Annotated in this window: 21 protein-coding genes; 10 read left to right on the top strand and 11 right to left on the bottom strand. The window is 60.9% G+C overall.

Annotation, left to right across the window (positions count from 1 at the left end):
• Positions 1-213 precede the first annotated feature (213 nt).
• Genes CUR33_RS03040 through CUR33_RS03055 form a run of 4 tightly spaced genes read left to right on the top strand, consistent with a single transcriptional unit; the run spans position 214 to position 4,415 of the window.
• A complete protein-coding gene (locus tag CUR33_RS03040; RefSeq protein WP_289238668.1) occupies positions 214-507 on the top strand; it encodes a PepSY domain-containing protein in 294 nt (97 codons plus the stop codon).
• Positions 508-530: 23 nt separating this feature from the next.
• Entirely contained in the window at positions 531-1,778 is a 1,248-nt protein-coding gene (locus CUR33_RS03045) for a sialidase family protein (RefSeq protein WP_289238746.1), read from the top strand.
• On the top strand, positions 1,771-2,382 hold the full coding sequence (locus CUR33_RS03050) for a hypothetical protein (protein WP_289238669.1): 612 nt from the start codon (positions 1,771-1,773) through the stop codon (positions 2,380-2,382). The genes CUR33_RS03045 and CUR33_RS03050 overlap by 8 nt, the downstream gene beginning before the upstream one ends.
• The gene (locus CUR33_RS03055; RefSeq protein ID WP_289238670.1) at positions 2,379-4,415 is read left to right on the top strand and encodes an LTA synthase family protein; all 2,037 of its coding nucleotides are present in this window, start codon (positions 2,379-2,381) and stop codon (positions 4,413-4,415) included. Before CUR33_RS03050 ends, CUR33_RS03055 begins: the two co-directional genes overlap by 4 nt.
• 21 nt (positions 4,416-4,436) lie before the next feature.
• Here CUR33_RS03055 and CUR33_RS03060 read toward each other — a convergent pair whose 3' ends face one another.
• Both CUR33_RS03060 and CUR33_RS03065 read right to left on the bottom strand, forming a co-directional pair.
• Complete coding sequence (locus CUR33_RS03060; protein WP_160086130.1) at positions 4,437-5,429, bottom strand: AraC family transcriptional regulator; 993 nt, start codon at positions 5,427-5,429, stop codon at positions 4,437-4,439.
• Positions 5,430-5,530: 101 nt separating this feature from the next.
• Entirely contained in the window at positions 5,531-6,325 is a 795-nt protein-coding gene (locus CUR33_RS03065) for a hypothetical protein (protein WP_289238671.1), read from the bottom strand.
• 292 nt (positions 6,326-6,617) lie between these two features.
• On the opposite strand from CUR33_RS03065, the gene purE reads away from it, so the two are divergent.
• From purE to CUR33_RS03095, 6 genes are all read left to right on the top strand, one after another.
• Positions 6,618-7,109, top strand: coding sequence for a 5-(carboxyamino)imidazole ribonucleotide mutase (purE, locus tag CUR33_RS03070; protein WP_090250815.1), 492 nt, complete (start codon positions 6,618-6,620; stop codon positions 7,107-7,109).
• A gap of 3 nt (positions 7,110-7,112) precedes the next feature.
• Complete coding sequence (locus CUR33_RS03075) at positions 7,113-8,198, top strand: 5-(carboxyamino)imidazole ribonucleotide synthase (RefSeq protein ID WP_289238672.1); 1,086 nt, start codon at positions 7,113-7,115, stop codon at positions 8,196-8,198.
• 49 nt (positions 8,199-8,247) lie between these two features.
• Positions 8,248-9,006: a substrate-binding periplasmic protein gene (locus CUR33_RS03080; RefSeq protein ID WP_289238673.1), complete on the top strand. Its 759-nt coding sequence runs from the start codon at positions 8,248-8,250 to the stop codon at positions 9,004-9,006.
• 68 nt (positions 9,007-9,074) lie between these two features.
• Entirely contained in the window at positions 9,075-9,320 is a 246-nt protein-coding gene (locus CUR33_RS03085) for a GlsB/YeaQ/YmgE family stress response membrane protein (protein ID WP_090250808.1), read from the top strand.
• Between the two features lie 34 nt (positions 9,321-9,354).
• A complete protein-coding gene (locus tag CUR33_RS03090) occupies positions 9,355-9,888 on the top strand; it encodes a DUF3299 domain-containing protein (RefSeq protein WP_167144066.1) in 534 nt (177 codons plus the stop codon).
• A 16-nt stretch (positions 9,889-9,904) separates the two neighbouring features.
• Positions 9,905-10,372 carry an FAD/FMN-containing dehydrogenase gene (locus CUR33_RS03095; RefSeq protein ID WP_289238674.1) on the top strand — a complete coding sequence of 156 codons (468 nt, stop codon included), beginning with the start codon at positions 9,905-9,907 and terminating at the stop codon, positions 10,370-10,372.
• A 43-nt stretch (positions 10,373-10,415) separates the two neighbouring features.
• Here CUR33_RS03095 and CUR33_RS03100 read toward each other — a convergent pair whose 3' ends face one another.
• From CUR33_RS03100 to icmH, 9 genes are all read right to left on the bottom strand, one after another.
• Complete coding sequence (locus tag CUR33_RS03100) at positions 10,416-11,174, bottom strand: hypothetical protein (RefSeq protein WP_289238675.1); 759 nt, start codon at positions 11,172-11,174, stop codon at positions 10,416-10,418.
• A 167-nt stretch (positions 11,175-11,341) separates the two neighbouring features.
• Entirely contained in the window at positions 11,342-12,382 is a 1,041-nt protein-coding gene (locus tag CUR33_RS03105) for a hypothetical protein (RefSeq protein ID WP_289238676.1), read from the bottom strand.
• The gene (locus tag CUR33_RS03110) at positions 12,372-15,392 is read right to left on the bottom strand and encodes a hypothetical protein (protein ID WP_289238677.1); all 3,021 of its coding nucleotides are present in this window, start codon (positions 15,390-15,392) and stop codon (positions 12,372-12,374) included. Before CUR33_RS03110 ends, CUR33_RS03105 begins: the two co-directional genes overlap by 11 nt.
• A 38-nt stretch (positions 15,393-15,430) precedes the next feature.
• Positions 15,431-15,901, bottom strand: coding sequence for a hypothetical protein (locus CUR33_RS03115; RefSeq protein ID WP_289238678.1), 471 nt, complete (start codon positions 15,899-15,901; stop codon positions 15,431-15,433).
• 17 nt (positions 15,902-15,918) lie between these two features.
• A complete protein-coding gene (gene tssI / locus CUR33_RS03120; protein WP_289238679.1) occupies positions 15,919-17,967 on the bottom strand; it encodes a type VI secretion system Vgr family protein in 2,049 nt (682 codons plus the stop codon).
• A 75-nt stretch (positions 17,968-18,042) separates the two neighbouring features.
• Positions 18,043-19,041 carry a serine/threonine-protein kinase gene (locus CUR33_RS03125; RefSeq protein WP_289238680.1) on the bottom strand — a complete coding sequence of 333 codons (999 nt, stop codon included), beginning with the start codon at positions 19,039-19,041 and terminating at the stop codon, positions 18,043-18,045.
• 10 nt (positions 19,042-19,051) lie between these two features.
• Positions 19,052-19,780, bottom strand: coding sequence for a PP2C family protein-serine/threonine phosphatase (locus CUR33_RS03130; protein WP_090379571.1), 729 nt, complete (start codon positions 19,778-19,780; stop codon positions 19,052-19,054).
• Complete coding sequence (tssM, locus tag CUR33_RS03135) at positions 19,780-23,319, bottom strand: type VI secretion system membrane subunit TssM (RefSeq protein WP_289238681.1); 3,540 nt, start codon at positions 23,317-23,319, stop codon at positions 19,780-19,782. Before tssM ends, CUR33_RS03130 begins: the two co-directional genes overlap by 1 nt.
• The gene (icmH, locus tag CUR33_RS03140) at positions 23,316-24,197 is read right to left on the bottom strand and encodes a type IVB secretion system protein IcmH/DotU (protein ID WP_289238682.1); all 882 of its coding nucleotides are present in this window, start codon (positions 24,195-24,197) and stop codon (positions 23,316-23,318) included. Before icmH ends, tssM begins: the two co-directional genes overlap by 4 nt.

Raw genomic sequence — 24,197 nt, forward strand, 5'->3', positions numbered from 1 at the left:
GTTGTGCCTGCATTGTTCGCCTGCATCGCCGGATGGAGAACGCTGACAACGGCCAAAAGGAGATCGATGTGGCCAAATTTCATGGCCGCCACGGCTGACCGAGCCGCGCAAACTGTAACAAGCCATGAACCTTAAGCCTTTCTTAAGCTTGGAAAACGCATGGTGCGCCCCGCCGGGGGCGTTGCCCCTTCATTGCCGATAAGGGGGCAGAGCATGCTCAATCAGACTCGCCAGGTACTGCCGCTGTTGTGTGCCTGGCTGGCCACGCCTGTGCTGGCGGATGTGGAATGCCCAAGCGCCGACCGCGCGGGCTGGATGCCCGAATCGCACTTTCGTCAGCAGATGAAAAACCAGGGCGTACAGATCACCAAATTCCGCATCACTCCGGGTAACTGTTACGAGATTTACGGTTTCGACGTGAACGGCGAGAAGGTCGAAATCTATTACAACCCGGTCGATGCCACGCCTGTGGCTGAAGTCGCCACCGCGCATGTGGCCAAGCCATGACGCCAAAACTGCTCATCCCCCTCATGCTCACGGCGGTACTGGCAGTGTTCGCCGGGGCGTGGCAGCGCGCACCGGCACAGCCGCCTGCCGCCTTCGCCGCGCTACCGGCGCCGACGCCCAGTGCGCCGGAATTCAGCGCGAAATTCGCCTCGTCGGACATGGACGACTTCGTGCACTCCGCCTCCATTACCGGACTGCCTGGCGGTGACCTGATGGCCGCCTGGTTTGCGGGCAGTCGCGAAGGCGCGGCGGATGTGCAAATTCGCGCCGCACGCTTTGACGCCCGCAGCGGCCAATGGAGTGCCGAGCGCGTGCTGGCCACCCGCGAATCCACCCAGCGCGCGGTCGGTAAGCACATCCGCAAGCTGGGCAACCCGGTGATCAGCCTGGCACCGGACCAGCGCCTGTGGCTGTTTTATGTCTCGGTTTCGCTTGGCGGCTGGGCCGGCAGTGCGGTTAATGCAATGGTGTCCGACGACCTGGGCAAGACCTGGTCGGCACCGCGCCAGTTGGTGACCAGCCCGTTTCTCAACATCAGCACCCTGGTACGCGCCGCACCGGTGTTTCATGCCGATGGCAGCATTGGCCTGCCGGTGTATCACGAATTTCTCGGCAAATTCCCCGAGTACCTGCACCTGAGCGCACGCGGTGAGGTGCTGGGCAAGTACCGCATCGGCAAGGGTCGCTACTCGCTGCAGCCAACCGTGGTGGCGCTGGATGAGCAGCGTGCCGTGGCGTTACTGCGCTATGCCGGCGAGCAGCATCACCGTGTGCTGGCCAGCCACACCACGGACAGCGGGCGCACCTGGAGTACGCCGCAACCGCTGGAACCGAGCAACCCCAACTCATCGCTGGCCGCCGTCGGTCGTCCCGATGGCAGCCTGTTGGTGGCGATGAATGATCTGGAGGATGGTCGCTTCCGCCTGACCCTCTACGCCACCGACAGCCAGCTGGCGAACTGGCGCACCCTCGGTGAGCTGGATGAAAGCCCCAACCCTTGGGGCGAACCCATCGCGCCGGCGGAATTTCCGACGGTGATCCGCGAGAAGTTCCGCGCCAGCGGCGGCCGCCCCGAGCAGGAGGCGCGCTTTCTTGAGCAGGTCAGTGCCCGGATGTGCAGCCCGACGGGGTGCGACTTCGATTACGAATACCCCTATTTCACCCGTGACACCGATGGCACGTATCACTTGGTCTATTCGTGGAACGACATGTTTATCAAGCACCTGGCCTTCAATGAAGCCTGGCTGACGGAGCGCCGCCCACATGACTGACTTCTGGTTGCCGCACCTGGCGTTCACTCTGCTGGTTTTCCTGATCTTCGTTCGACTGGCACGCAATGCGGCGCAGCGCGGCATCCTGCTGATGGGCAGTCTGCTGCTGAGCCTGATGCCGGTACAGGGCATCAGCCTGGCGCTGCAGTTGCGCACCTACATCGGTGACCTGTCGATCAGCAGCCTGGTGCTGCTGAGCTGGGCGACGCTGTGCCGTTTTGGCTTGCCGGGAGCCAGCCCCCGTGATCGCCTGGCCAGCCTGGCGCTGTTCGCCGGCCTGGCTGTACTGCTCTACCCGGCAGCCCTGGGCTTGAGCTACAGCGACCCGTACCAGCTGGGCTTTGCGCCGCGGCCCATGCTGCTGGTACTGGGCTTGCTGAGCCTGGTGCTGATCATCCAGCGCAGCTGGCTCGGCGCGTTGGCGCTGGTGCTGGCGACCTTGGCCTTCACCCTGCACCTGAACGCTTCGGAAAACTACTGGGATTACCTGATTGACCCCTACCTGGCCCTCTACAGCCTTGGCGCACTGCTGAGTTCCGGCCTGCGCGGGTTGCTGGCGCGGCGTCAGGGCATGCGTACAACTGACACAAGGAACGCCGCATGAGCTGGCTGAAATCCCGTCGCCTGCATTATCTGGCAGGCCTGACAGCGCTACTGTTCATACTCTTCGCCAGCTTGCGCGTGCTGTTCCTGCTGGGCTTCTCCGCCGTCGAAAGCATCAGCGAGTCGGACGTACTGCCCACCCTTGGCATCGGTCTGCGCTTCGACCTGCGCCTGGCCCTGCTGCTGATGCTGCCGGCAGGCATCCTGCTGGCTCTGCCCAAGCTGCGCCTGGCGCGCTTTCGCGCCGTGCGCTGGTTGCTGCGTGCCTACCTAGTGCTGGCCGTGGCGGCGCTGGGTCTGCTGTATATCCTCGACTTCGGCCACTACGCCTACCTGGGCGTACGCCTCAACGCCACCGTGCTGCGCTTTGCTGGTGATGCGCAGATCTCCGCCGGCATGCTCTGGCAAACCTATCCGGTGCTATGGATCACCCTGGCCTGGCTGGCTGGTGTGACGCTGTGGGCCTGGGCGCTGCTGCGCCTGGAGCGTGCCACCCTGGATCGGCCGCCAGCGCAACGTGTTGGCGTGTTGCCGGCTTTTGGCGGCGCGGCGGTGGTGGGCGTGCTGGTGTTTTTTGGCTTGCTCGGCCGCGCCACGGCGTTGAACCTGGAGAACCCGGTGCCGCTGCGCTGGAGCGATGCCTTCTTCAGCGGCAACAGCCAAGTGGCGGCGCTGGGCCTTAATCCGGCGTTGTTTTTGTTCGACACCCTCACGCTTGAACCCAGCGCCTTCGATGAGGCGGCCACCCGTGAGCATTACGCGGTGGTGGCTGACTACCTGGGTGTCAGCGACCGCGACGCGGAGGGGTTGAACTTCTTCCGTCAGCAACCGGTACAGGCGCACCGCATCCAGGCCGAGCGCCCGCCCAACGTGGTCTTCGTTATGCTCGAATCGCTCGGCACCAGTGCCGTCGGGGCTTACGGCAACCCGTTGAACCCGACACCGAATCTGGATCGCTTGGCTCAGGAGAGCTGGTTCTTCCGGCACTTCTACGTGCCGGTTACTGGCACCGCCAAGACGGTGTGGGCGAGCATCACCGGCATTCCCGACGTGTCGCGCCAGGAGACTGCCACGCGCAATCCGTTGATTGCCCGCCAGCGCACGCTGATCAACCAGCTTGCAGGTTACGAGAAGTTCTACATGATCGGCGGCAACGCCGGCTGGGCCAATATCAATGCGCTGATTCGCCAGAGCATCGACGGCGTGCGGCTCTATGAGGAACGTGATTGGCAGTCACCCCAGGTCGACGTGTGGGGCATCTCTGATCTGGATTTCTTCAAGGAGAGCAGCCGCATCCTCGGCGCGGTGCCCAAGGATCAACCGTTCTTCGCTTACCTGCAGACTTCCGGCAACCACCGGCCCTTCACCATCCCCAAGAACAACGATAGTTTCGAGGCGCTCGATCTACCGCTGGAGCAGGTGCAGCAGGCCGGTTCGCGCAGCGTGGAGCAGTACAACGCCGTGCGCCTGCTGGACTTCAACATCGGCCGCCTGATGGAGCTGGCCAGGGAACACGGCTTCTACGACAACACCATTTTCGTGTTCTTTGGTGACCACAACACGCGTATCAGCCAGATCCCGCACATGGCGCCGGCCTTCGAGCAGTTGGGGCTGGAGAGCAACAACGTGCCACTGCTGATCCACGCGCCGCAGTGGCTGGCGCCACGCGAGTTTGATGAGGCGGTGGGGCTGGCCGATCTGCTGCCTACCGTGGCGGGCATGCTTGGCGTGCCGTTCAGCAACGGCAGCCTGGGGCGTGATATCCAGCAGCCGGCGCCAGAAGGCGAACGGGTGGTGCCCCTGGTGTTGCAGGAAGGCAGCTTCCCGGTGATCGGCGCGGTGACCCGCGACTTCCTCTTGCAGATGCAGCATGACGGCAGCTCGCCGACCTTGCACAGCCTGCACTCGCCCACCCCGCGCGATAACGTGGCCGCGGATCACCCGCAAGAGTTCCAGCGCCTGTTGGCGCTCAGTCGCGGCCTGCATGAAGCCTCACGCTTGCAGATGTACCGCAATGTTCGGCCCGAGGAATGAGCATCCCACAAGCCTATGAACCTACGCGCGGAAACGGCTTGGCGGAACGCCGCTCCAGCGCTGGAAGGCATGGCGGAAGCTGGCTGTTTCGCTAAAGCCGAGGTATTCGGCGATGCGGCAGATCGGCCATTCCTCTTGGCCAAGCAGGGTTTTTGCCCGCTCAAAACGCAGCTCATCGAGCAGTTCCTGGTAGTGCGTGCCCAGTTCCTGCAGATGCCGACGGAGGGTGCGCGGCGAGCAGTGCATCTGCTGTGCCAGCTGTTCCAGGCCGGGTGGCGCGGTGAGCTGTTCGGTCAATAACTGGCGGATACGCGCGAGCCAGGCCTGGCGGGTGTTGAACTCGCTGTTTTGCTTGCGGCAGCGCTCAAGCATTTCCCGGTGGGTCACCGCATCGGCCAGCGGTAGTGGTTGTTGCAGCCAGCTGGCGGGAAAGGCGAAGGCGTTGCGTGCCGCGTCAAACTGCAACGGGCAGGCGAAGCTGTGCGGGTAGCGCGCGCTGTAGTCGGGTTCGCCATAGCGGAACTGCGCGGCGCTCAGCGGCAGCGGTTGGCCGAGCAGGTCATCGCTGATCAGCTTGAGTGAGGCCAGGCACATTTCCACGTTGAACACTTCCAGTGCCGGGCTGTGCTGGTAGTCGCTGGCACTGACCCAGGCCAACTCGCCTTCAATCTGCAGGTCCATTTTGAAGTAGGTGCCGAGCAGGGCGGGGTACTGCAGCAGCAAGCGCCAAGCGTCACCAAAGGTGGCACTCGATAGCGCGGCGTAACCGACCATGCCATACGCCGACACGTGCATGCGCCGGCCCAACTCCAGGCCCAGATCGCTGCGCACTTTCAGGGCATTGGCGCACACCTGCAATTCCTGCGCGCGGGTGATACGGGTGTCTGCGCAGGCCAGATCAGCCGTGGTGATGCCGCTGCCCGCCAGCAAGGGCTCGGTCAGCTCGGGCTGTGCGGCAAATAACTCCAGAATCATCGAAACCACATGCAGGGTGGTCAGGTGGGCGTGCAACATCGGGACAACCGCAACAGTTCAGGATGCCTGAATGAGGCAAGAACTATGCCGCGGTACCGCAGCGGCCGGGGCTGATCCGGACCGCTGTGATCTAGGATGATTTAGCGATTACGCAGGAAGGCGTTGATAAAGTCGCCCTGATTGGGTGCTTTTTCATGGGTGGTGAAGGTCAGGGTCGCCTCGTTTTCGCGCAGCTTGAGCTTCTGCGCAAAGCTGCACTGCACGGTTTTCAGACCCTTGGCGACAGCCTGCTGCTCGTCGCCGTTCTGGCACAGGTTAGCCAGCTGGTTGACCACTTCACCGCAGAAGCTCGGCACGCTAAGGCGCTTGAGCTTGTCGTCGTCGATGGCGTTCCAGTCAACCTGGGTGGTCAGCGGTGTGTTGCAGGCCTTCGAGGCGTCCTGGTCGATCTGCTGCAGCTGCTGGGTGAAGTCGGCCACGCGCTTTTCCCGGTCGAAGCTGCTCAGCTTGTCCTGAATGCCTTTTTTCTTCTGCTGCTCGTAGAGCGCCAGCAGGTTGGCTGGTTTGGTCTGTTTGCTCTTGGCTTCATCAAAACCCAGTTCGAAGCCGTCGGTGCTCGGCAGGTACAGCTGGTATTGCTCGCCACCCCAGCCCTGGCGCTTGATCAGCATGTTGTAGGCGCTGCCGTCGAGGGTGGTGGTGTAATCCCGCTCATCGTTGCCGTGCTCGTTGACTGTGCTCAGCAGTACCACTTCATCCAATGGGTGGTTGATGCCACTGACCTGGATCAGCGCCTGTTTGCCGTCGCTGCTGGGTGCGACGGTCACGCTGATGCCATTGCCGGCATCGAATACTTGCGGGTATTTGGCCAGTTCGAGGGCGTTGGCGTTGAGGGTGAAGAGGGCAGCGGCGAGGAGCAGTGACAGCCTTGTCATGGTGGTGTCCTGGGTCATTTAAAGGACGCCCAGTATAGCCAGGCCGCCTGCCGCGATTTGTGCGCCAGGTCTGCTCGTGGCGCTAGCTGAGCTGCCACTGGGCATCATGGCGTGCGGCCCGCGACAAACGGTGCGTCGGTGTGCACGCCAGCCCAGGCTTTACGGTATACTGCGCGGCCTTTGGCGGTCCGCACCGCCATAATTCATTCCCTAACAAGCCACGCCTGGTTTCCAGCGTGGCTTGTTAGTTTCTGCAGCGCCTACGGGCACTTGATGAAGAAGAGGCACGACGATGAGCGCACTGGTTGGCGTGATCATGGGCTCCAAGTCCGACTGGTCCACCCTTAGCCACACCGCCGAGATGCTGGACAAGCTGGGCATTCCGTACGAAGTGAAGGTGGTTTCCGCCCACCGCACCCCGGACCTGCTGTTCCAGTACGCCGAACAGGCTGAAGAGCGCGGCATTCAGGTGATCATCGCCGGTGCCGGCGGCGCGGCGCATCTGCCGGGCATGTGTGCGGCCAAGACCCACCTGCCAGTACTCGGCGTGCCGGTGCAATCGGCGGTGCTGTCGGGCGTCGATTCGCTGCTGTCGATCGTGCAGATGCCGGCCGGTATTCCAGTCGCTACCCTGGCCATCGGCAAGGCTGGTGCCGTAAACGCCGCGCTGCTTGCCGCGAGCATCCTCGGTCACCAGCATCCGCAGTTTCATGCGGCGCTCAAGCAGTTCCGCCAGGAACAGACTGAAACCGTACTGGACAATCCGGACCCGCGTGAGGCCTAACCCATGAAGATCGGCGTAATCGGTGGCGGCCAGCTGGGTCGCATGTTGGCCCTGGCAGGTACGCCGCTGGGGATGAACTTCGCTTTTCTCGACCCTGCGCCGGATGCCTGTGCGCAAGCGCTGGGCGAACATATCCGCGCCGATTACGGCGATCAGGATCACCTGCGTCAGCTGGCTGATGAAGTTGACCTGGTGACTTTCGAGTTCGAAAGCGTGCCGGCCGAGACCGTGGCCTTCCTCTCGCAGTTCGTCCCGGTGTACCCGAGCGCGGACGCGCTGCGTATCGCCCGTGATCGCTGGTTTGAAAAATCCATGTTCAAGGACCTCGGCATTCCGACCCCGGATTTCGCCGATATCCAATCGCAGGCTGACCTCGACGCCGCCGTGGCCAGTATCGGTCTGCCGGCCGTGATGAAGACCCGCACCCTGGGTTACGACGGCAAGGGCCAGAAAGTCCTGCGCAAGCCCGAAGACGTAACCGGCGCTTTTGCTGAGCTGGGCAGCGTGCCGTGCATTCTCGAAGGCTTCGTGCCGTTTACCGGCGAAGTGTCGCTGGTGGCGGTGCGCGCCCGTGATGGCGAAACGCGCTTCTACCCGCTGGTGCATAACCGCCACGACAGCGGCGTGCTGGCACTGTCCATCGCCAGCACCGATCACCCGCTGCAGGCGCTGGCCGAAGATTACGTCAGCCGCGTGCTGACCAAGCTCGATTACGTCGGCGTGCTGGCCTTCGAGTTCTTCGAAGTCGATGGCGGCCTGAAAGCCAACGAAATCGCCCCGCGCGTGCACAACTCCGGGCACTGGACCATCGAAGGCGCCGAGTGCAGCCAGTTCGAAAACCATCTGCGTGCCGTCGCGGGGCTGCCACTGGGTTCGACCGCCAAGATCGGTGAGAGCGCGATGCTCAACTTTATCGGCGTGGTTCCGCCGGTGGAGCAGGTTATCGCCATCGCCGACTGCCGCTTGCACCACTACGGCAAGGCCTTCAAGGCTGGGCGTAAGGTCGGTCACGCCACCCTGCGCTGTGCGGATCGTGCCACTCTGGATAAGCAGATCGCGGCTGTCGAAGCGCTGATCGCCAAGGCCTGACCCCTGCTTTGTGACTAGGCTCTTGCGTAGAACACACAAGAGCCTAGTCATGAAGTGTCTACTGCTGTTGTCTCTATTCTTCCTGCCGTTGTGCCATGCCGAACAGGTGTTGCGCGCCGATTACCGCGAGCGCCCGCCAGAGATGCAGGCCATCGACGCGCTGCCCGTTGGCCCGTTGATTGAGGTCTTGAATACGGCTGCGCAACGCGTCGGTGCGCGAATCGAATGGCGCTACGCGCCCTTCGTGCGCAGCCTGGAAGACCTCAAATCCGGGCGGATTGATCTAGCCCCCCGTGTGTTGTTCACCACCGAGCGCATGGACTACGTGCACTTTCTGCCGTCTATCGGCACCCAGCGCAAAAGCATCCGCTTTATCGTCAAGACCGGTCAGCAGGCCAGCCTGCGCAGCTATGCCGACTTGCAGGGCAAGGTGATCGGGGTCAAACGCGGCACCGCTTATTTCGATCAGTTCGACGGCGACAGTGCCCTGACAAAAAGCCTGGCGACGGACGACTACCTGCTGGCCGGGATGTTTCGTGCCGGACGCCTGGATGTGATGGTGGTGCTGGATGCCGAAGCCATTGAGGCGCAGTTCCACAAGATTGGCTTCAGCGACTACAGCTATGCCGACTACCAGTACGAGCAATCCGTGGGTAACTATTACGGTGCCTCGAAGCGTCACTATCTGGGTGACAAAAAGGCCCTCTACGAGCAGTTGGGGCAGACGCTGCGCGGCATGCGCGAGAGTGGCGAGATTGCCCGCATCTACCACCGCTACGGTGTCGTGCCACCGGAGACCGAAGAGTAGCGAACTGCCAGCATTTCCCGTGGTCAGATCAACGGTCGCAAATCCCACCGTCCACTGAGGAGGCTCGCATGAGCATTATTGGCATCATTTTTATCGGCTTGATCGTCGGTCTGATCGCGCGCTTTATCAAGCCGGGTAACGACAGCATGGGCTGGATCATGACCATCCTGCTGGGCGTCGGCGGCTCGATTGCTGCGACCTATGGCGGCCAGGCGCTGGGCATCTACAAGGTGGGCGAGTCTGCTGGTTTTATCGGTGCAGTAATCGGCGCGGTGGTGCTGCTGGTAATCTACGGCGCTGTTAAAAAGGGCTAAGGCCCTGTCACTTCGCTGCCCTGTGAGCCCACCGATGCGCTACCTGTTGTTACCTCTGCTGCTGCTCAGCACCCTGGCCTGTGCCGAACTTCCGGAAACCGATTGGCTGGAGCTGATGCCACCGGAAGACCGCCAGGCCCTGGAAGACATGCCCGAGATCAGCCACCAAGGCCTTGAGCAGGACAGTGGCTTCTATAACCCCGGTGGCCTCAAGCAGCAGGATCAGAACTTGCCGGCGGTGATGTACTCGACGAAAACCGTCGCCGCCTTCGATGGTAAGGCGGTGCGCCTGGGCGGCTATCCGGTTCCACTGGAAACCGACAGCAAGGGCCACAGCACGCTGTTCTTCCTGGTTCCCTACCCCGGCGCCTGCATCCACGTACCGCCGCCACCGCCCAATCAGCTGGTGCTGGTGCGCTACCCCAAAGGTATTGAACTGGAAGACATCTACGCCCCGCTCTGGGTCAGCGGTACGCTGAAGATTGAACAGGTCAACAACGAGTTGGCGGATGCCGCATATGCCATGCAGGCGGATCTGGTTAGAGTGGTGACCGATGACGACCTATAAAGCCGGAGTGCCCACCATGAAAGCCGCTATTGCTCTGCTGTTGTGCCTGTTCTCCGCCACCAGCATGGCCCTGGAAACCGGTGAGCGTTTGGCGCCCTGGACCCTGCTCGATCAGCACGACCAGGCCTACACCTTGGACGATCAGCTGCAAGTATTGCTGGTAGCCCGCAGCATGGACGCCGCCAAACTCGTTGACGCCGCCCTGCAGGGCAAGCCCAAGGGCTATCTGGAGCAGCGCCACACGGTGTTTCTCGCCGATATCAGCCGCATGCCGAGCATCATCGGCAAACTCTTCGCCATCCCCAAAATGCGCGACTACAACTACCGCGTCTTCCTCGACCGCGACGCCCGCATCGCACCCCGATACCCGGCGGACAATGCCAGCGTACTTTGGCTCGACCTGCGCCAGGGCCAGCTACAGGGGCAGCGCCGGTTTACCGATGCTACCGAGTTGGCGCAGGCGTTGGAGGCGGCGGGGCGGTAGTTACCTTTCGCTCAGCGCGTTAGCGTAATCAGCTTGGAGCCACTCAGTTGGCTTCGATGCTGCGCAGCAGCTCTGCTGCTGTCAGGCGTTTGAGCGTGTGTGTGGCCGGTTCCGTCTCCACGTCCAGCGCCAGCGGCGTGATGCCATCAGCCTCATAAACGAAGTACGCATTGCCGTTGCTCACCTCATGGGTTTTCTTTCCCAACGTCGCGATGGTTTTCGGGGCAGCGGACATCAGCTCGTCGACCGTGCTGTAGCGCAATACGACATCAACCTCGCCTAGGCGGCCAAGAGGCGCATCGGCTGGCTGCGAGGGCTCCGCCATAACCGATTGCAGGGATACCGAATTAGAGGCTTCGATCCACTTGTCCGAGTAGGCGAAAATCAGGTCCTGGTATCCGCTCGACAGCGGCTTATCCAGATTGCACACAGCCTTGCGGATAGAAACACCGTTATGCCCATTGCGGATATTGCCGTACAGGCAATCGATGACCGGAACTTTTTCTTTTAGCGCGAGGGTGTAGAACACCTCGAAAGAAGTAATTGATCCGGCGTTTTCATAAACCAGTGCAGGAGCCCCGTTGAACGAAACCAAGGCTCTGGACGCCTGGCCGGCGTAGCCAACGAGATCTGCGAATACCTTGGTTTCTGTTCCCCAACTGATCGTCAACTCACCGGTTTTCATATCCGCCCGGTAGGATTCAGTGCTGCCACCTTTATCGAATGTGAGAGGTTTTGCCTGTGCTTGTGCGGGGGTGACTAGCGCAAGGGAAAGCAGTGTGGCGCATAGCATGTGCTTCATGGCGTGACGATTTCCTTGGCCGAGATTTTTTCTGAGGTGGCCCCTTGCTTTTGAGCATGCCCCGCAATCAAGGCTTGATGATCGGAACGGCTAAATGTTGAAGTCATTTTTCCCTACAGATAGTTGGCAGAGTAGGCTCTGTGCGGGATTAGCGGCATTACTACATGTCATTTTCTCGATTGGACGCGCTCCGGAATTCTCGTTTTCTTTCCGGCCTCGATCATTTTTTCGTAGTACTGGTTGTAGGCTGTTTGAGCGGGTTCTTTCTTTCCTAGTGCCCAATAAGCATCCGCCAGATTCAAGTAGGCGACCACTCTGTCTGGGTGCTTCAGCGTGATATGTTTCAGTAGCTCAGCGGCTTCCAAATGATACCCCGCCTGCTCGAACAGGAAGCCAAGGTCATTGGACCAGCTGACTTTTTTAGGGAAGTAATATTTTTCAACGATGTATTTTCCAGGATTGCATGTGCCATCGCCCTCACCTGCAATGAAATAGCTGACAAGAGTCTTCAATTCTTCACTGTCGTCAGCTTTGTACGCTTGCAGCGCAGCGTTGAAATTGTCTGACTCGGTCTGCGACATCAATTTTTCTGACGCGGTCCCTGATGTTTGATGTTCAAAGCGCAGATCCTTCAGCTTGCCGAATGCACGGGTACCGTCGAAGTCGTCTATCGACGTGAAGGCAAGATGTTGCTTGTCGATTACGTACGTACTGAGCCGCGACTGCTCGCACTCGGTGTCGTTTTCATTCAACAGGACCTGTGTAAGGTCAAAGGACTTTGCGGCGCTGTTGTACTTGAATTTCAGGTTGAAATTGTATGCGCCATTCCCGTCCTCTCTGGTGATCAGAACCAGATAGTCTCCCGCCTGGGTCGAGGGCGAGAGCAGGGTATAGCGTTCACCTTGCAGATCGGTAACCGATACTTTCCCCTGGTGTTCGGCGGCCAGGTCAGCCATGTAGCCGTCGTAACTATTGGGCGAGTACGAGTTTTCGATGCGGGGCAGGGCTTTATCCGAATCAACAACCGTAGTGCCTGCAAGGTCTGTAATCAGCAGGCGCTGGGAGCGTGCGTCGTTACTATCTACAAGGCGCAGTTCTTGTAGTGAGGACAGCCCCTCAGGTCGTATCGTTTCGGCGTTCGCAATAACGCAGGCTAGCACCAAGGTTGAGGCGAGTGAAAAATGCAATATGCTGAATTTATTGTGCATTTTTCAGTATCCCGTATATGAATTCAAAGTTCTCTTTCCGCTTGTCGTAGCTTTTAGTATGAAGATTCACGACCTTGGTTATTTGATCGGTATTGGTCGTGCTAGGGCCAGATTTCGCGTTCAATTTTTGCCACTCCCAGAATCCTAGGGCGGTCAGCAGTCCATATTTGGTTTCCAGTACTTGATCTGGATTGGCGACGATATTGATATTTTCGTTTGGTACCTTAGCTTTCAAAAGAGCTTCAACCGCTTTGTAGTTTTCTTTCCACGTGAGCTGAATGAAGCCTTTACCTTTGTAGGACAGCCCTTCCGAACATCCCCCGGCGGTCAGGTGGAAGTTCTGCCCGGGAACGCTACAGCAGTAAATACGCTTGGCGATTTCATCCTCTTGTGGCAGCTGGGAATAGGCATAGTCGTTTTTAACCGTATAAGCGCTTTTTGCGTTGGCAGGAAGGTTGTTGTACTGCTGTTTCGATATTCGTTTATACCCCAACTCTTCCGCTTCCTGAGGGTAATGGCTGAAATACCTGGCGAACGTGCTGCGAAGCGCGGTCGTCGAGTACCACAGACTTTCTTCTTTACCCACCAGCGCGTCGCCTACTTCTGCTTTCACTTGCGCAAAGAATTGAGAAATTCGTTCTGGCGTATTGATTTCAAATGAGCCCGCATATTTATTGAACAGTGTCCTGACTTCTTCTCGTGCGGCTTCTTGTGATGACGGGAATATCTTCTGCATATTTTCCGCACTGATCAGCTCGGAAGCCGGTGCAGCCGAAAGATTCTGCATGATTACCAGATTTATCGGCTGGAAGTGCCAAGCCTTGCCCGTCGCATCAAGTTTCAGACTGCCTGCCACATCACTCCACCAGCTCAACGCCCTGATACGACTCTTCTCCTCAACCCAATCCTGGTTGGGATCATCGGGGCTGTGGCCCATCAGGTCATCGAGTTCGTCCCAGCGCGAGGAATCCCAGAACCACTCACTGTCATGCTGCGTGACAAGCTGCGAGATGGATTGAGCGTGCCATGGCTTTTCCAGCGCTGCCTGGATTTCTTCTGAGGTCATCTTTCCGTCGCGATTGCTGTCGATGATGTCGTAGAGACGGCTTCGTACGGGCCCTTTGTCAGATTGGTCGATTGCGGCCTGGTAGCTGGTCTTTTCATCATCGGACAAGCGGCGTGCCGTGTTGAGGTAGTAGGCCAGCCCCGAGCGTGGTGTGTCGGTATCTTCGACAAAGTCGAAGCCTTCCCATTCCCATGGGCTGTGGCGGGTTGTAATGAGTTCCTGTTCCGACAGCCAGCCATTGATGGGCTGTCCATCCATGTCGGCCAGAAGATTATCGAGTCGCCACCAATTGGTCTCGGGTGTACAGCCGGTTGCAGTGTTGCTGGCCGCGACCTTGATCTTGGCCTCAGCCGGCAACGCATCCAGCAAGTTCTGCGGCAGAATCAGGTCAACACCGATCTCGGCGCCTGCATCGCTTAGCTTCGGCGGATTGCCGCTCTTGATGTCTTCGCGGTGAGGGATCAGTTTACTGGCCCCTGCATGGACCTTGAGTAGGGTCTTTTCTTCATTCGGCAGGTTCTGCGCCCACGTCCGGCTTTGGCCGATGAACGCAGGGACGTCATCACAACTGAAGACTTCAAGGTGCAACAGTTCCTGAGGCGAACCGTCGCTCTGATTCTGGTACTTGCCTACATGCCCAATCAGATCGCCTGCCTTGATTGGCACTGGCGGGTCCAGCAACACGATAGAGCCCATGGCTTTGGGTTGTGCCTTAGGCGTCAGAAAGGTTGAAGAGACATAGCCTGGCAGCGTTCCGTCTTCATTTGGCGTCAATACCGGCTCGGTGTTGCCGCTGATGACCTCCTCGAGCTTGAGGAATGCACCTTCACCCGAGATACGAATCTGGGCACCCTTGGTGAGTTTGCCCACGATGGGTGCGTTGCTCCTGGCCTCGCCCCGAACGTTGAGTTCGTTGCTGCGGGTATTGACGGTGTACAGGTTGGAACCCCAGAACGCTGGGCGTTCCAGCTTTTCGTTCTGGAGATAGTCTTTCCAGCATTTGAGGTGCATGTACAGGCTGTAGATCGTCAACGCCGGAGGCTGGGGTTTCGATGCGTCTTCGGTGGTGGGCGCCTTGGCCTGGAGCGTATGTTTAACCAGGACGAAGGCGGTGGAAAACGGTGCGCGTATTTGAAACGGCGGTGTGCCGTTGTAAGTGCTGACGGGGTATTCCTCGTCTACACGGTAAGCGACTACCTCGCCGTGGGTCATGCAGTTGATACGGCTCTGGTCGAAGGCATCGGATGTGCCTTTGTCCAGATGAATGCCGCCATGCCACAAACCATTTCCACCAATCGGGTAAAAGCCGCCCTTGGCTTTGCTCAATGCGGTCAGGTGTTGCAGCGAATGGCCCGCCGTCGCCGAGTAGGGGTAACACCAATCACCCTTGGCACCGCCTTTACTGCCCTCGGCGGCGGTCGGCTTTGCCTCGTCCGGGTTCAGTGTGCCGTTCACCATATCCGCGATATAGCGTTTGAAGTCACCTTCCTCGAGTTCGGCGTGAACGTGGATGGCGTAGCTTTGGGCACCTGCTCTATCCGTTCCCGCCTGAAGGCCAATGTGCTGGCCGTAGGTGATGGCGTCCCCGTCGTTGACCTTGAAGGTGGGGTGAAGGTGCAGAATCTGTCCGATCAGTTGGCCATTGGTTGGGGCGTCATAGATCTTCAGCGTGCCGTAGGAGCGGCTGGTCCTGGCATAGCCGGCCAGCGGACTTGGAACCGGGATGGAGCGGTTGCTGCCCTCGACGAGCAGCACGAAGTCCTTCTTGATAAGCGTGCGACCACCGATATGACGCACTTCTTCAAGCTGGCCATTGATGGTTTCGTAGTCCCGGTTCGGCTCACGCCCCGAGGAAGGGTGGTGCTTAGCGAGATCCTCGTAACTGTTCACGTCCTCGAGACGCCTTCCCACACTTTCAACGATTTTGAAGCGACGCCCTGTCATGACTTGTCCTATGAAAAAGTTGTAATCTTCTTTAACGGTTAGAGGCCGCAGGCCGCTCCGAAGGTCTTGTAGGTGGCTGTTTGGCCAGCAGATGCGAAGGTAAGGTCAACGTGCCGGTCATCCGACTCGTTGTATTCGGACTTATTGAGCTGGCTGACCGTGGTAAGAGCGGCGCTCATATCCTCGAAGGCATAGGCGGTGCGTGTTTCATCGATCTCGCGCTGCTGCAGCTCATGGACAAATCCATCAATCTTGACGAACAGCACGTCATCGATCTCAACGGCGATTGGTTGGGAATCGTCCAGGGCCTTGTAATGCTCATCGGCCGGCACCAGCGCGCAGCGATAATTCTCGATGCCGCCCCCCTCCTGATATTGGGTGACGGCTTCCTGATAGGTAATGGGTTCAAGTTCAAGGGCCGTACAACCAGCTAGGTAGCCACAGGTCAGGATGAATACGACTACCTGGCCGACGATATATCGGCTCCCAGGCGTGTTTGTTTTGGTCATGGCGTTCACTGTCTACCTCAGCCTGAAAAATTCATGGTTCTTTTTACTTTCTTTTTGGGGTTGAGCAGGCCTCCTACCAATGCCTCATCCAACAAACTCCCCGCCTTATCGCTATCCGCCGCACCCGGCAGTACCGGTGGTTTGATCTTGATCCCCGAGCCCTTACCCGGTGCGCCGCCGGCGTTGATTTTGGCCAGGGGGCCGAGCAGGGTGATGCCGCCGGGGTCGAGTTTGATAAAGCTGCCGCCGGCTTTGAGGGTCAGTTCGGTGCCGGCTTCGATGACCATCTTTTGCCCTGCTTTCAGATGTATCTCGCGGCCGGCTTTGGTCAGTTGGGCGGTGCCGAGTTTGATGTGTTGGTTCTGCCCGACGGTGAGGTGGTCGTCGGGTTTGACCTCGAGCTTGCGCTCGGTTTTGACCGTCAGGTTTTCTTCGGCTTTGAGCTCGGTGTAGCTGTTGGCTTCGACGGTGTCGTGGCGTTCGTTACCGACGCGGATCTTTTGGTCGTGCTCGATGTTTTCGTCCCAGTCGCGCTGGGCGTGCAGGTAGATCTGCTCGGCACCTTTCTTGTCTTCGATGCGCAGCTCGTTGTAACCGCCACCGCCCGATGTGCTGAGGGTTTTGAATACGGTGCGGGTCTTGTTCGCCGGCAGGTCGTAAGGCACGACGTGTTCGGCGTGGTACAGGCAGCCGGTTACCAGCGGCTGGTCGGGGTCGCCTTCGAGGAAGGTCACCAGTACTTCCATGCCGATGCGCGGGATGGCGATGCCGCCGTAGCCATCACCGGCCCAGCTGGAGGCCACGCGCAGCCAGCAGCTGGTGGTGTCGTCGGCCTGGCCTTCGCGGTCCCAGAAGAATTGCACCTTGATCCGGCCGTATTCGTCGCAGTGGATTTCTTCGCCTGCTGGGCCGGTGACTACGGCGGTCTGGCTACCGAGCACCTTGGGTTTTGGATGGGCCAGTGGCGGGCGGAAGGGTACGTCCCAGGGCGTGGCGTTGAAGTGGTTGCGGTAGCCCTGGGTGAAGCCATCGCTGGCTGCGGTATGGCTGGTGACTGACTCTTCCAGCACCTGCGGCTGTTTGCCCTGGTGAATCACCTCGTGCAGCAGCCAGAGGTCGTTGTAGTCCTGGCGCGGGTGGTCGGAGAGTTCGAGGAAGTGCCCGCTGAGCAGTTTCGGCTGATCGCCACGGCCTTCGGCCAGGCGGTAGTCGGCGCGGTGGCGTTCGAGGTGGCGTTGGCTGAGGTGCTTGCCGCGCGCGCGGTCGACAAAGCGGCCGGGGTAGTCGTAATCCTCAAGATCCGGCAGCGGCTTGGCCTCGGGGTCGCGATCTTCCTTGAAGGCGGCTTCCATCAGCAGGCGTGGTTGCTCGAAGTCGTAATCGCGACGGGTGATGCGGCTGGTGCGGGTTTCCAGGCGGACGGCAAAGCGCTTGATCACCGGCTCGTCGGCGGTCATGCCGTTGTCCTGCAGGTAGGCAGTGGGCTGGCCGAGTTTGCCGAAGGCGCTCTGGTCATCGCCGAAGACCAGCACATGACCCTGCTCGCTGTGCTGGAAGTGGTAGTGAATGCCTTCCTCTTCGCACAGACGTTGGATGAAGTGCAGGTCGCTCTCGTCGTACTGCACGCAGTAGTCGCGCGTGGGGTAAACCGTGGGGCCGAGCAGGAACTGGTAGCCGCCTTCGACGATGCCGTGCTCTTGCAGCACCTGAGCAACGATCTGCGGCACTGTTAGATGCTGGAAAATCCGCTGATTGGTGCGCAGGGCCAGGTAGCTCAGCTGCGGCACGATGCTCAGTTTGTAGCGGGTCAGGCGCTTGCCGGATTCGGCTTGGGCGACCTGGTAGATCAGGCCGTGAATGCCCAGGCCGTCTGGGGTAAAGGCGAGAAAGGCGCGCTGATGCAGCAGGCTTTGCAGATCCAGCTCGGCGTTTTCGCTGATCAGTTCCACCTCAAAACGATAGGGCTGACTGATGGCTTCGCGGCCGCTGAACTCGAGCACTTGCAGGTCGTGCTCAAGGCCTTCGATGCTCAGGCTGAAGTGGGTTTCATTGGCCGGGTTGAACATGGTCATTTCCTTGTTAAAAGATCATCCATTGATGTCGCCAGGAGCCGTTGGGCTTCGTGCCTCAGCGCCAACCTACTAAGTGCCTCGCCGGAGCCAGCGCCGCCAGCGGCTGGGCGTGGGCTGGCGAAATACCTCAAGCAACTGCGTGCAACTGATGCTGCGCTGTGCTTCATCGAACGCCAGCGCGGTGCGCAGGGCGGGCCAGCAATGCGCCGGTAACTGCTCGGGGCGTTGCAGCTGTTTATCCAGTTCCATGGCCTTGGCCTGTTTGGCGCTCTGCCGGCTGAACGGGTGGCGACCACTGGCCAGCTCATACAGCACACAGGCCACTGCATAGACATCGGCAGCGGCGGTTAGCGGCGCACCGTCGAGCAGCTCCAGGGCGGCATAGCGCGGCGTCCAGGCGGTAAAGCGGTTGCGGCACAGGCGCGGCAGGCCGGGTAGCAGACCTTCCACGGGCTGGCCGAGACCATAATCGAACAGGCGCAGGCCGTCTTCGGCGAGCATCACATTGCTGGGCTTCAGGTCGCCATGCAGCACGCCGAGGCTGTGCGAATAGCTCAGGGCATCGAGCAAAGCGATGGCGATTTCCTGCAGCTCGCTCCAAGGCAGGCCCTCGGGGCGTTCACTAAGCAACTGGTCGAGCGTCAGGCCCTTGAGCAGCTCCAGGGTGAGGAAGGCGCGTTGACTCGGCACATCCACCTCGAAGCCGAACAGCCTGACCACATGCGGATGATTAAGCCGCGCGGTGAGGGCGAACTCGCTGTACAGCAGCGAGTTGGCGTCCGGGTATTCGGCGAAGTCATCGCTGAGAGTTTTCAGTGCCACATAGGGCTCGGGATCACCGAACTGTTCGCGCAGCAAATCACGGGCGCGATACACCGCACCCATGCCGCCGACGCCGAGCAGGCGCTCGATCTTGTAGCGGCCGCCGAGCACTTCCGGCAGTTCGCTGAGTACTTCGCGCGGGGCTTGCGCCGCCGGTTTGGCGGCAGTCGCGGCCAGGGCGAAGTAGGTCAGGTCGCTGGTCGGGCTGCTGGCCAGCTGCAGTTCGTCGAGCAGCTGTTCACTCATCCGTGAGTCCTCATCGGCGGATCACCACCGCACTCAGGTTGTCCCGCGCCGGGCCGTCTAGGGCCTGCTGGAACAAGCGATTCAGCGTCAGCTGCGGTGACGGCAGGTTCAGCGCCGCGCCCAAAGCATCGGCCGACAGGCCCTGGTAGAGGCCGTCGCTGCACAGCAGAAAGGCATCGCCGGGCAGCACATCCAGTTCGAGAATTTCCAGCTTCAGCTCGTCACTGGCGCCGATGGCGCGGGTCAGGGCGTGCGCTGCCGGATGCCGAGCAGCTTCGCTGGGGCTGAGTTGCTGTTCATCGATCAGCTGCTGCAGCAGCGAGTGATCGCGGCTGAGCTGATACAGCCGACTGCCGCGCCACAGGTAGCAGCGGCTGTCGCCGGCCCACACGCAGGCGGCGCGGTCACCCTCGATCAGCAGCGCCACCACCGTGCTGCCGATCACCGGGTCCGGATGGGCGGCGGTAACCGTCAGCTCCTGGCCCAGGCGACGGTTGAGCGAATGCAGGCGCTTGCGCAGCTCATCCAGACGCTGCGGCAAATCGCCTGCGCTCGGCTCGGCCAACTGCTCGACAATCAGGCGGCTGGCCAGGGCACCGTTCTGGTGCCCGCCCATGCCGTCGGCAACCACCCACAGGCCCTGCTCTGGCAGGGCCAGAAAGGCATCCTCGTTGCGCGCCCGCACCTTGCCGGTGTCGGTACGCGCAGCGCTGCGCCAGAGGTTGGCAACCTCCTGCATCAGAGCGTGGCCGGCAGTTTGAAGCTGCGCAGCTGGTCCAGGTCAAACGGGTTTGGCGAGCGCTGGCTGTGCAACAGATAGTTGGCGCGCAGACCGCCGAGGTCGGCCTTGAGCATCAGCACATCGCGGCCGCTGTGGTAGTCCACGCTCATCAGGTCGAGCAGGCGGAACAGCGACCAGGGGCCGGTGTTCTTCTCGATACCCACTTTGCGTCCACCGAGCTCTTCGACCACCAGGCTGGTGCGCCCTTCGTTGGCTTCGGACGGCCAGCTGAAGGCGGTCTGCACGATTGGCCCGTGGCGGTATTCCATCTGCTGGTTGCCGAAGCGGAAATCGGCGCGGCCTAGGCTGGAATCCAGCGAGTAGGGTTCGAGCTTGAACAGCACTTTCGGCTCGTTGGGGTTCTCGGCGAAGAAGCTGCGGCGGATGGTCTGGGTGTGGCTCATCTGCAGCAGGAACTCGCGCGACAGCGGCAGGCCGCGGCCATCCACGCGGCGCAGTTGGTACTGGCCGGCGGTGCCACTGACGAACGGCTTGAGGTAGTTGTCGAAGAAGCGCTCGGCAATCCCCTGAGCCTTGAAGAACTCGCGGAAATCGGCAATCGCCACATCGCTTTCGCTGTGTGCGCTGAACGGATAGCGCTGCTTCAACGAGCCGTCGTAAGCGGCGTACAGCTCGCTCTTATAACGCTGGTTGAGGTAGTGGTAAGCGTCGTTGAGCACCAGCATCCAGCTGTCTTCGGCGAGCAGGCCGAGCCAGTTGCCGACCGGTTGCGGCAGGCGCGCGGCACTGCTGCGCACCTGATTGATCGCATCACGCTGGCCACCCATACGCGCCTTGGCCAGTTCGAACGCAGCCTGCTCCGGAGCGCTGGCGTGGGCCAGGCTGGCCAGTTGCAGTTGCAGGGCATCCAACGCCTGCAGGGTGGTGGCCAGTTCCGGGCCGGCACCGCCGTTCTCATCAAGCAGGCGGTGCAGCGGTTCGAAGCGGCGCTCCAGGGTTTTCCGCGCGGTATCCGGCAGGTTTTTCACCAGTGCCGCTTGCGCCTGTTCGGCGGCAGCGCCAGCGAGCTTGGCGACTTTGCCTAGCTTGCCCTTGGCACCTTCCAGCGCTTCGGCGGCGGCACCGGCATCATCGGCGGCTTCGGCCATGCCTTTGAAGCGGGTGTTGTCGCGCACTTCCACCAGCAGTTGCAGCAGCGGCGAGTTGGCGGCGGTCAGGCCGGCCAGTTGCAGGGCACCCTGGCCGGCGCTGCCGATCGGGTCCAGTGACAGTTGCGCGAGGGCTTCGCCCCAGTAGTTGGCGTAATCGCGGAAGTACAGCTGCTCCATTTCCACCAGCAGACGGCTGAGGTCGTTACTGCTGAGGGTGTCGCCTTCGCCGAGTACCCAGTTGTCGCGCAGCAGGTCGCGCACCAGGTCGGCGCCCTTGGCGGTGAAGGTTTTCTGGTAGCCAACCTGGGTATAGAAACCCGGAATGGCGTAGTCGCTGCCAACGAACAGACCGGCTTGCGGGCCGAGTTTTTGGCTCAGGCGATACTCCGGCAGGCTGCGCGCTTGATCCCGGAGCATGCGGTAGACCACGTTGGCCAGCGATTCGCTGCGCAGGATCTGCCGGGCCTGGGCCACCAGCGGTTCATTCAGCGAGTAGGGCGCGAACGACTCGGACAGCAGGCGCTCGAAGTGCTCGTTCAGGCCGCGCTGACCGGCGCTGTTGCCGGCGTAACGCAGCGACCAGTCGGCCGCCAGCCACTCCTGCAGGAAGGCCTTGTCGCGGCGCTCTTCCAGATTGAGCATCAGGTAGGCACGCAGGCTGTTGAGCAGGCGCTCACGGTCACCCAGATTGGCGCGGACCTGCGCTTCCAGCTGACGCCCGACGCGGCTGAGCAGCAGGTTTTCCAGCTCGGCGCGGTAGGCCTGTTGCAGCGTCGGGTCGACTTTCTCGCCCTGGTACAGACCGCCGCGTTGCAGGTAGGACACCTCATCCACCGGCGGGAATACCTGAGTGGCGGCGTAGCTGTGATCCAGCGCCTTGAGGGTGCGCAGGGCATCGTCCTGAGCGCCGAGGCTGTTGTGTTGCTGGGTCAGTTGCTGAGCGAGGTCGCGCAGTTGCTCCAGGCGGCCGTGGTTACCGGAGAAGCCGCCGGCCCAGACCACACCGAATATGCCGAGCACCACCAGAGCGGTGGCGTACATGGCGCGTTGGCCCCAGTCGATACGACGGACTTCCTTCTGGTCGAGGCCAGCCAGGTCGGCTTCGGGGAAGATCACTCGGCTGAGCAGGTGATTGATAAAGCGTGCGCGGCCGGTGCGGAAGGTCGGCAGGGCGCTGCTGGACAGGCCTAGGTTGCGGCCGATGCTGCTGGTGCTCGGGTCGAGCTGGTCGTTCAGTTCCGGCGCGCTGGTCAGGTAGAAACCGCGCAGCTGGCTGGCGCGCTGGTAGCGGTTGCCGCTAAAGGCCAGCTCACTGAACAGGCACAGACGCTCGCCGAGCAGGCCCAGCTGGTGCGGGAAGTCGAGGATACGACCACGGCGCTGGGTGTCGCGCTCCTGGTGCATGCGCAGGATCACCTGGCTGTTGAGGCGGCGAAGCAGTTCTTCGAACTCCTGGCGAATCACCTGCACGTCGGTGGCGTTCTGCTCTTTGCGGAAGCTTGCGCCGAGTACCTGATCGCTTTCTTCGCGCGAAAGCTGGTCGAAGAACTCATCGAAGCCCAACACCTTGTCGGCCTTGCTCAGCACCAGATACACCGGGACATCGGCGCCGAGGCGCTGGTGAATATCCTGCAGACGCTGACGGGTTTGGCGGGCGAGATTTTCCAGTTCGATTTCGCTGCCACCTTGCAGCTGCTCCACGGGGATGTTGACCAGCACACCGTTCAGCGGACGTGCGCGGCGTTTGCGCAGCAGGCCTAGCAGGGTGTCCCAAGCGCGGCTGTCGATGGCCGGGTCGGGCTGGGTCAGGTAGCGCCCGGCGGTGTCGATCAGCACCGCATGGTCGGCGAAATACCAGTCGGCGTAACGGGTGCCGGAAACGTCTTTGGTCAGGCGCTGTTGGTCACCGCGATTAAGCGGGAAATCCAGGCCGGAGAAGTCCAGCAGGCTGGTCTTGCCGCTGCTCTGTGGGCCGAGCAGCAGGTACCAGGGCAGCTCGTTGCGCCATTTTTCGCTACGGCCGCGGTACAGGCTGGAGCGCTTGAGGGTATGCAGGGCTTGCTTGAAACGATTGCGCAGCTCGAGCTGCTCTTCGTTGATCAGGCCTTCGCGGCGCAGGCGCTCTTGGGCATCGGCGTCGTCTTCCTCGGCCTTTTTGCGGGCGGTGGCCTTCCAGCTGGCGAATACCATGGCCAGGCCCCAGATCAGGAACAACCCGCTGATGCTAAGTAGGCGGCTGGTAGCCGATTCCCAGAACTTGTAATCGTTGACCGCGAGCAATGGGCCGACAAACCACACCAGCAGTGCCAGAACCAATACCAGACACAGGCTCCATACCCAGGTCTTGCGGAAAAATGCGGCTAACTTGCCGAAAAAAGGCTTCATTTCAGATCATCCATGCTTACACCCGCAGACGGGTCGAGTTGCTCGTACGGCTGCAAAATCGTTTCGCGTTGTTCGCCCAATACCCAGGCGAAACCGCCATACATCACCACCAGGCACACCAGGGTGAACAGCGCCACCAGCCACCACGGCACGATGCGTACCAGGCGCCGGCGGGTGTCTTTCAGGCCCTGCCAGTGCGGGGAAACTTCGCGCGGTACGTCACCGCGCATCTGGCGGATCTGCCGGTAGAGGCTGTCGCGTACCGCTTCCAGTTCGAGCATGCCGCGCGGCAGCACGCGGTACTTGCCCTCGAAACCGAGAGACAGGCACAGGTACATCAGCTCGAGCATCGGCAGGTGCTTGACCGGGTTGCGCGACAGGCGCTCGAGCAGCTGGAAGAACTTCTCGCCGCCGAAGGTCTCGTTGTGGAAGGAGGACAGCAGACTCATCTGCGACCACTCGCTCTCATTGCCCCAGGGCGTGGTCACCACGGCTTCGTCGACCACGGTGCAGAGCACGTAGCGCGCGGCCATCACCTGGCTGCTTTCCGCGCCTTCATGCAGGGCGCGGTGTTCGAACAACTTGATGGCGCTGGCCAGGCGCTGGTTTAGCGCATGCATGTCTTCGCTGTCGAAGCTGTGCTTGAGGCGCACGACTTCCGAGAGCAGGGCGGCGGCGGCTGCGACCAGCGGGTTGAGGCTGATATTGAAGCTCTCGGCCGGGCGCAGGCGCGCGGCGTAGATCATACGTTCTTCCAGCTGCTCGAATTTCGGCGGCGCGGCGAAGTCAGTCAGCGGGCTGTGCGCGGGGGCATCGCCCTTGCGGTTGAGGATGACGGTTTTGTCGTCCTGGCCGTATTCCATTTCCTTGGTCGTCAT

Source organism: Pseudomonas sp. FEMGT703P (assembly GCF_002786345.1).
Lineage (GTDB): Bacteria > Pseudomonadota > Gammaproteobacteria > Pseudomonadales > Pseudomonadaceae > Aquipseudomonas > Aquipseudomonas peli.

Excerpts from the sequence above, each read along its gene's own strand:
- CUR33_RS03040 (WP_289238668.1), top strand. The coding sequence starts at position 214 with ATGCTCAATCAGACTCGCCAGGTACTGCCGCTGTTGTGTGCCTGGCTG.
- CUR33_RS03045 (WP_289238746.1), top strand. The coding sequence starts at position 531 with ATGCTCACGGCGGTACTGGCAGTGTTCGCCGGGGCGTGGCAGCGCGCA.
- CUR33_RS03050 (WP_289238669.1), top strand. The coding sequence starts at position 1,771 with ATGACTGACTTCTGGTTGCCGCACCTGGCGTTCACTCTGCTGGTTTTC.
- CUR33_RS03055 (WP_289238670.1), top strand. The coding sequence starts at position 2,379 with ATGAGCTGGCTGAAATCCCGTCGCCTGCATTATCTGGCAGGCCTGACA.
- CUR33_RS03060 (WP_160086130.1), bottom strand. The coding sequence starts at position 5,429 with ATGTTGCACGCCCACCTGACCACCCTGCATGTGGTTTCGATGATTCTG.
- CUR33_RS03065 (WP_289238671.1), bottom strand. The coding sequence starts at position 6,325 with ATGACAAGGCTGTCACTGCTCCTCGCCGCTGCCCTCTTCACCCTCAAC.
- purE (WP_090250815.1), top strand. The coding sequence starts at position 6,618 with ATGAGCGCACTGGTTGGCGTGATCATGGGCTCCAAGTCCGACTGGTCC.
- CUR33_RS03075 (WP_289238672.1), top strand. The coding sequence starts at position 7,113 with ATGAAGATCGGCGTAATCGGTGGCGGCCAGCTGGGTCGCATGTTGGCC.
- CUR33_RS03080 (WP_289238673.1), top strand. The coding sequence starts at position 8,248 with ATGAAGTGTCTACTGCTGTTGTCTCTATTCTTCCTGCCGTTGTGCCAT.
- CUR33_RS03085 (WP_090250808.1), top strand. The coding sequence starts at position 9,075 with ATGAGCATTATTGGCATCATTTTTATCGGCTTGATCGTCGGTCTGATC.
- CUR33_RS03090 (WP_167144066.1), top strand. The coding sequence starts at position 9,355 with ATGCGCTACCTGTTGTTACCTCTGCTGCTGCTCAGCACCCTGGCCTGT.
- CUR33_RS03095 (WP_289238674.1), top strand. The coding sequence starts at position 9,905 with ATGAAAGCCGCTATTGCTCTGCTGTTGTGCCTGTTCTCCGCCACCAGC.
- CUR33_RS03100 (WP_289238675.1), bottom strand. The coding sequence starts at position 11,174 with ATGAAGCACATGCTATGCGCCACACTGCTTTCCCTTGCGCTAGTCACC.
- CUR33_RS03105 (WP_289238676.1), bottom strand. The coding sequence starts at position 12,382 with ATGCACAATAAATTCAGCATATTGCATTTTTCACTCGCCTCAACCTTG.
- CUR33_RS03110 (WP_289238677.1), bottom strand. The coding sequence starts at position 15,392 with ATGACAGGGCGTCGCTTCAAAATCGTTGAAAGTGTGGGAAGGCGTCTC.
- CUR33_RS03115 (WP_289238678.1), bottom strand. The coding sequence starts at position 15,901 with ATGACCAAAACAAACACGCCTGGGAGCCGATATATCGTCGGCCAGGTA.
- tssI (WP_289238679.1), bottom strand. The coding sequence starts at position 17,967 with ATGTTCAACCCGGCCAATGAAACCCACTTCAGCCTGAGCATCGAAGGC.
- CUR33_RS03125 (WP_289238680.1), bottom strand. The coding sequence starts at position 19,041 with ATGAGTGAACAGCTGCTCGACGAACTGCAGCTGGCCAGCAGCCCGACC.
- CUR33_RS03130 (WP_090379571.1), bottom strand. The coding sequence starts at position 19,780 with ATGCAGGAGGTTGCCAACCTCTGGCGCAGCGCTGCGCGTACCGACACC.
- tssM (WP_289238681.1), bottom strand. The coding sequence starts at position 23,319 with ATGAAGCCTTTTTTCGGCAAGTTAGCCGCATTTTTCCGCAAGACCTGG.
- icmH (WP_289238682.1), bottom strand. The coding sequence starts at position 24,197 with ATGACGACCAAGGAAATGGAATACGGCCAGGACGACAAAACCGTCATC.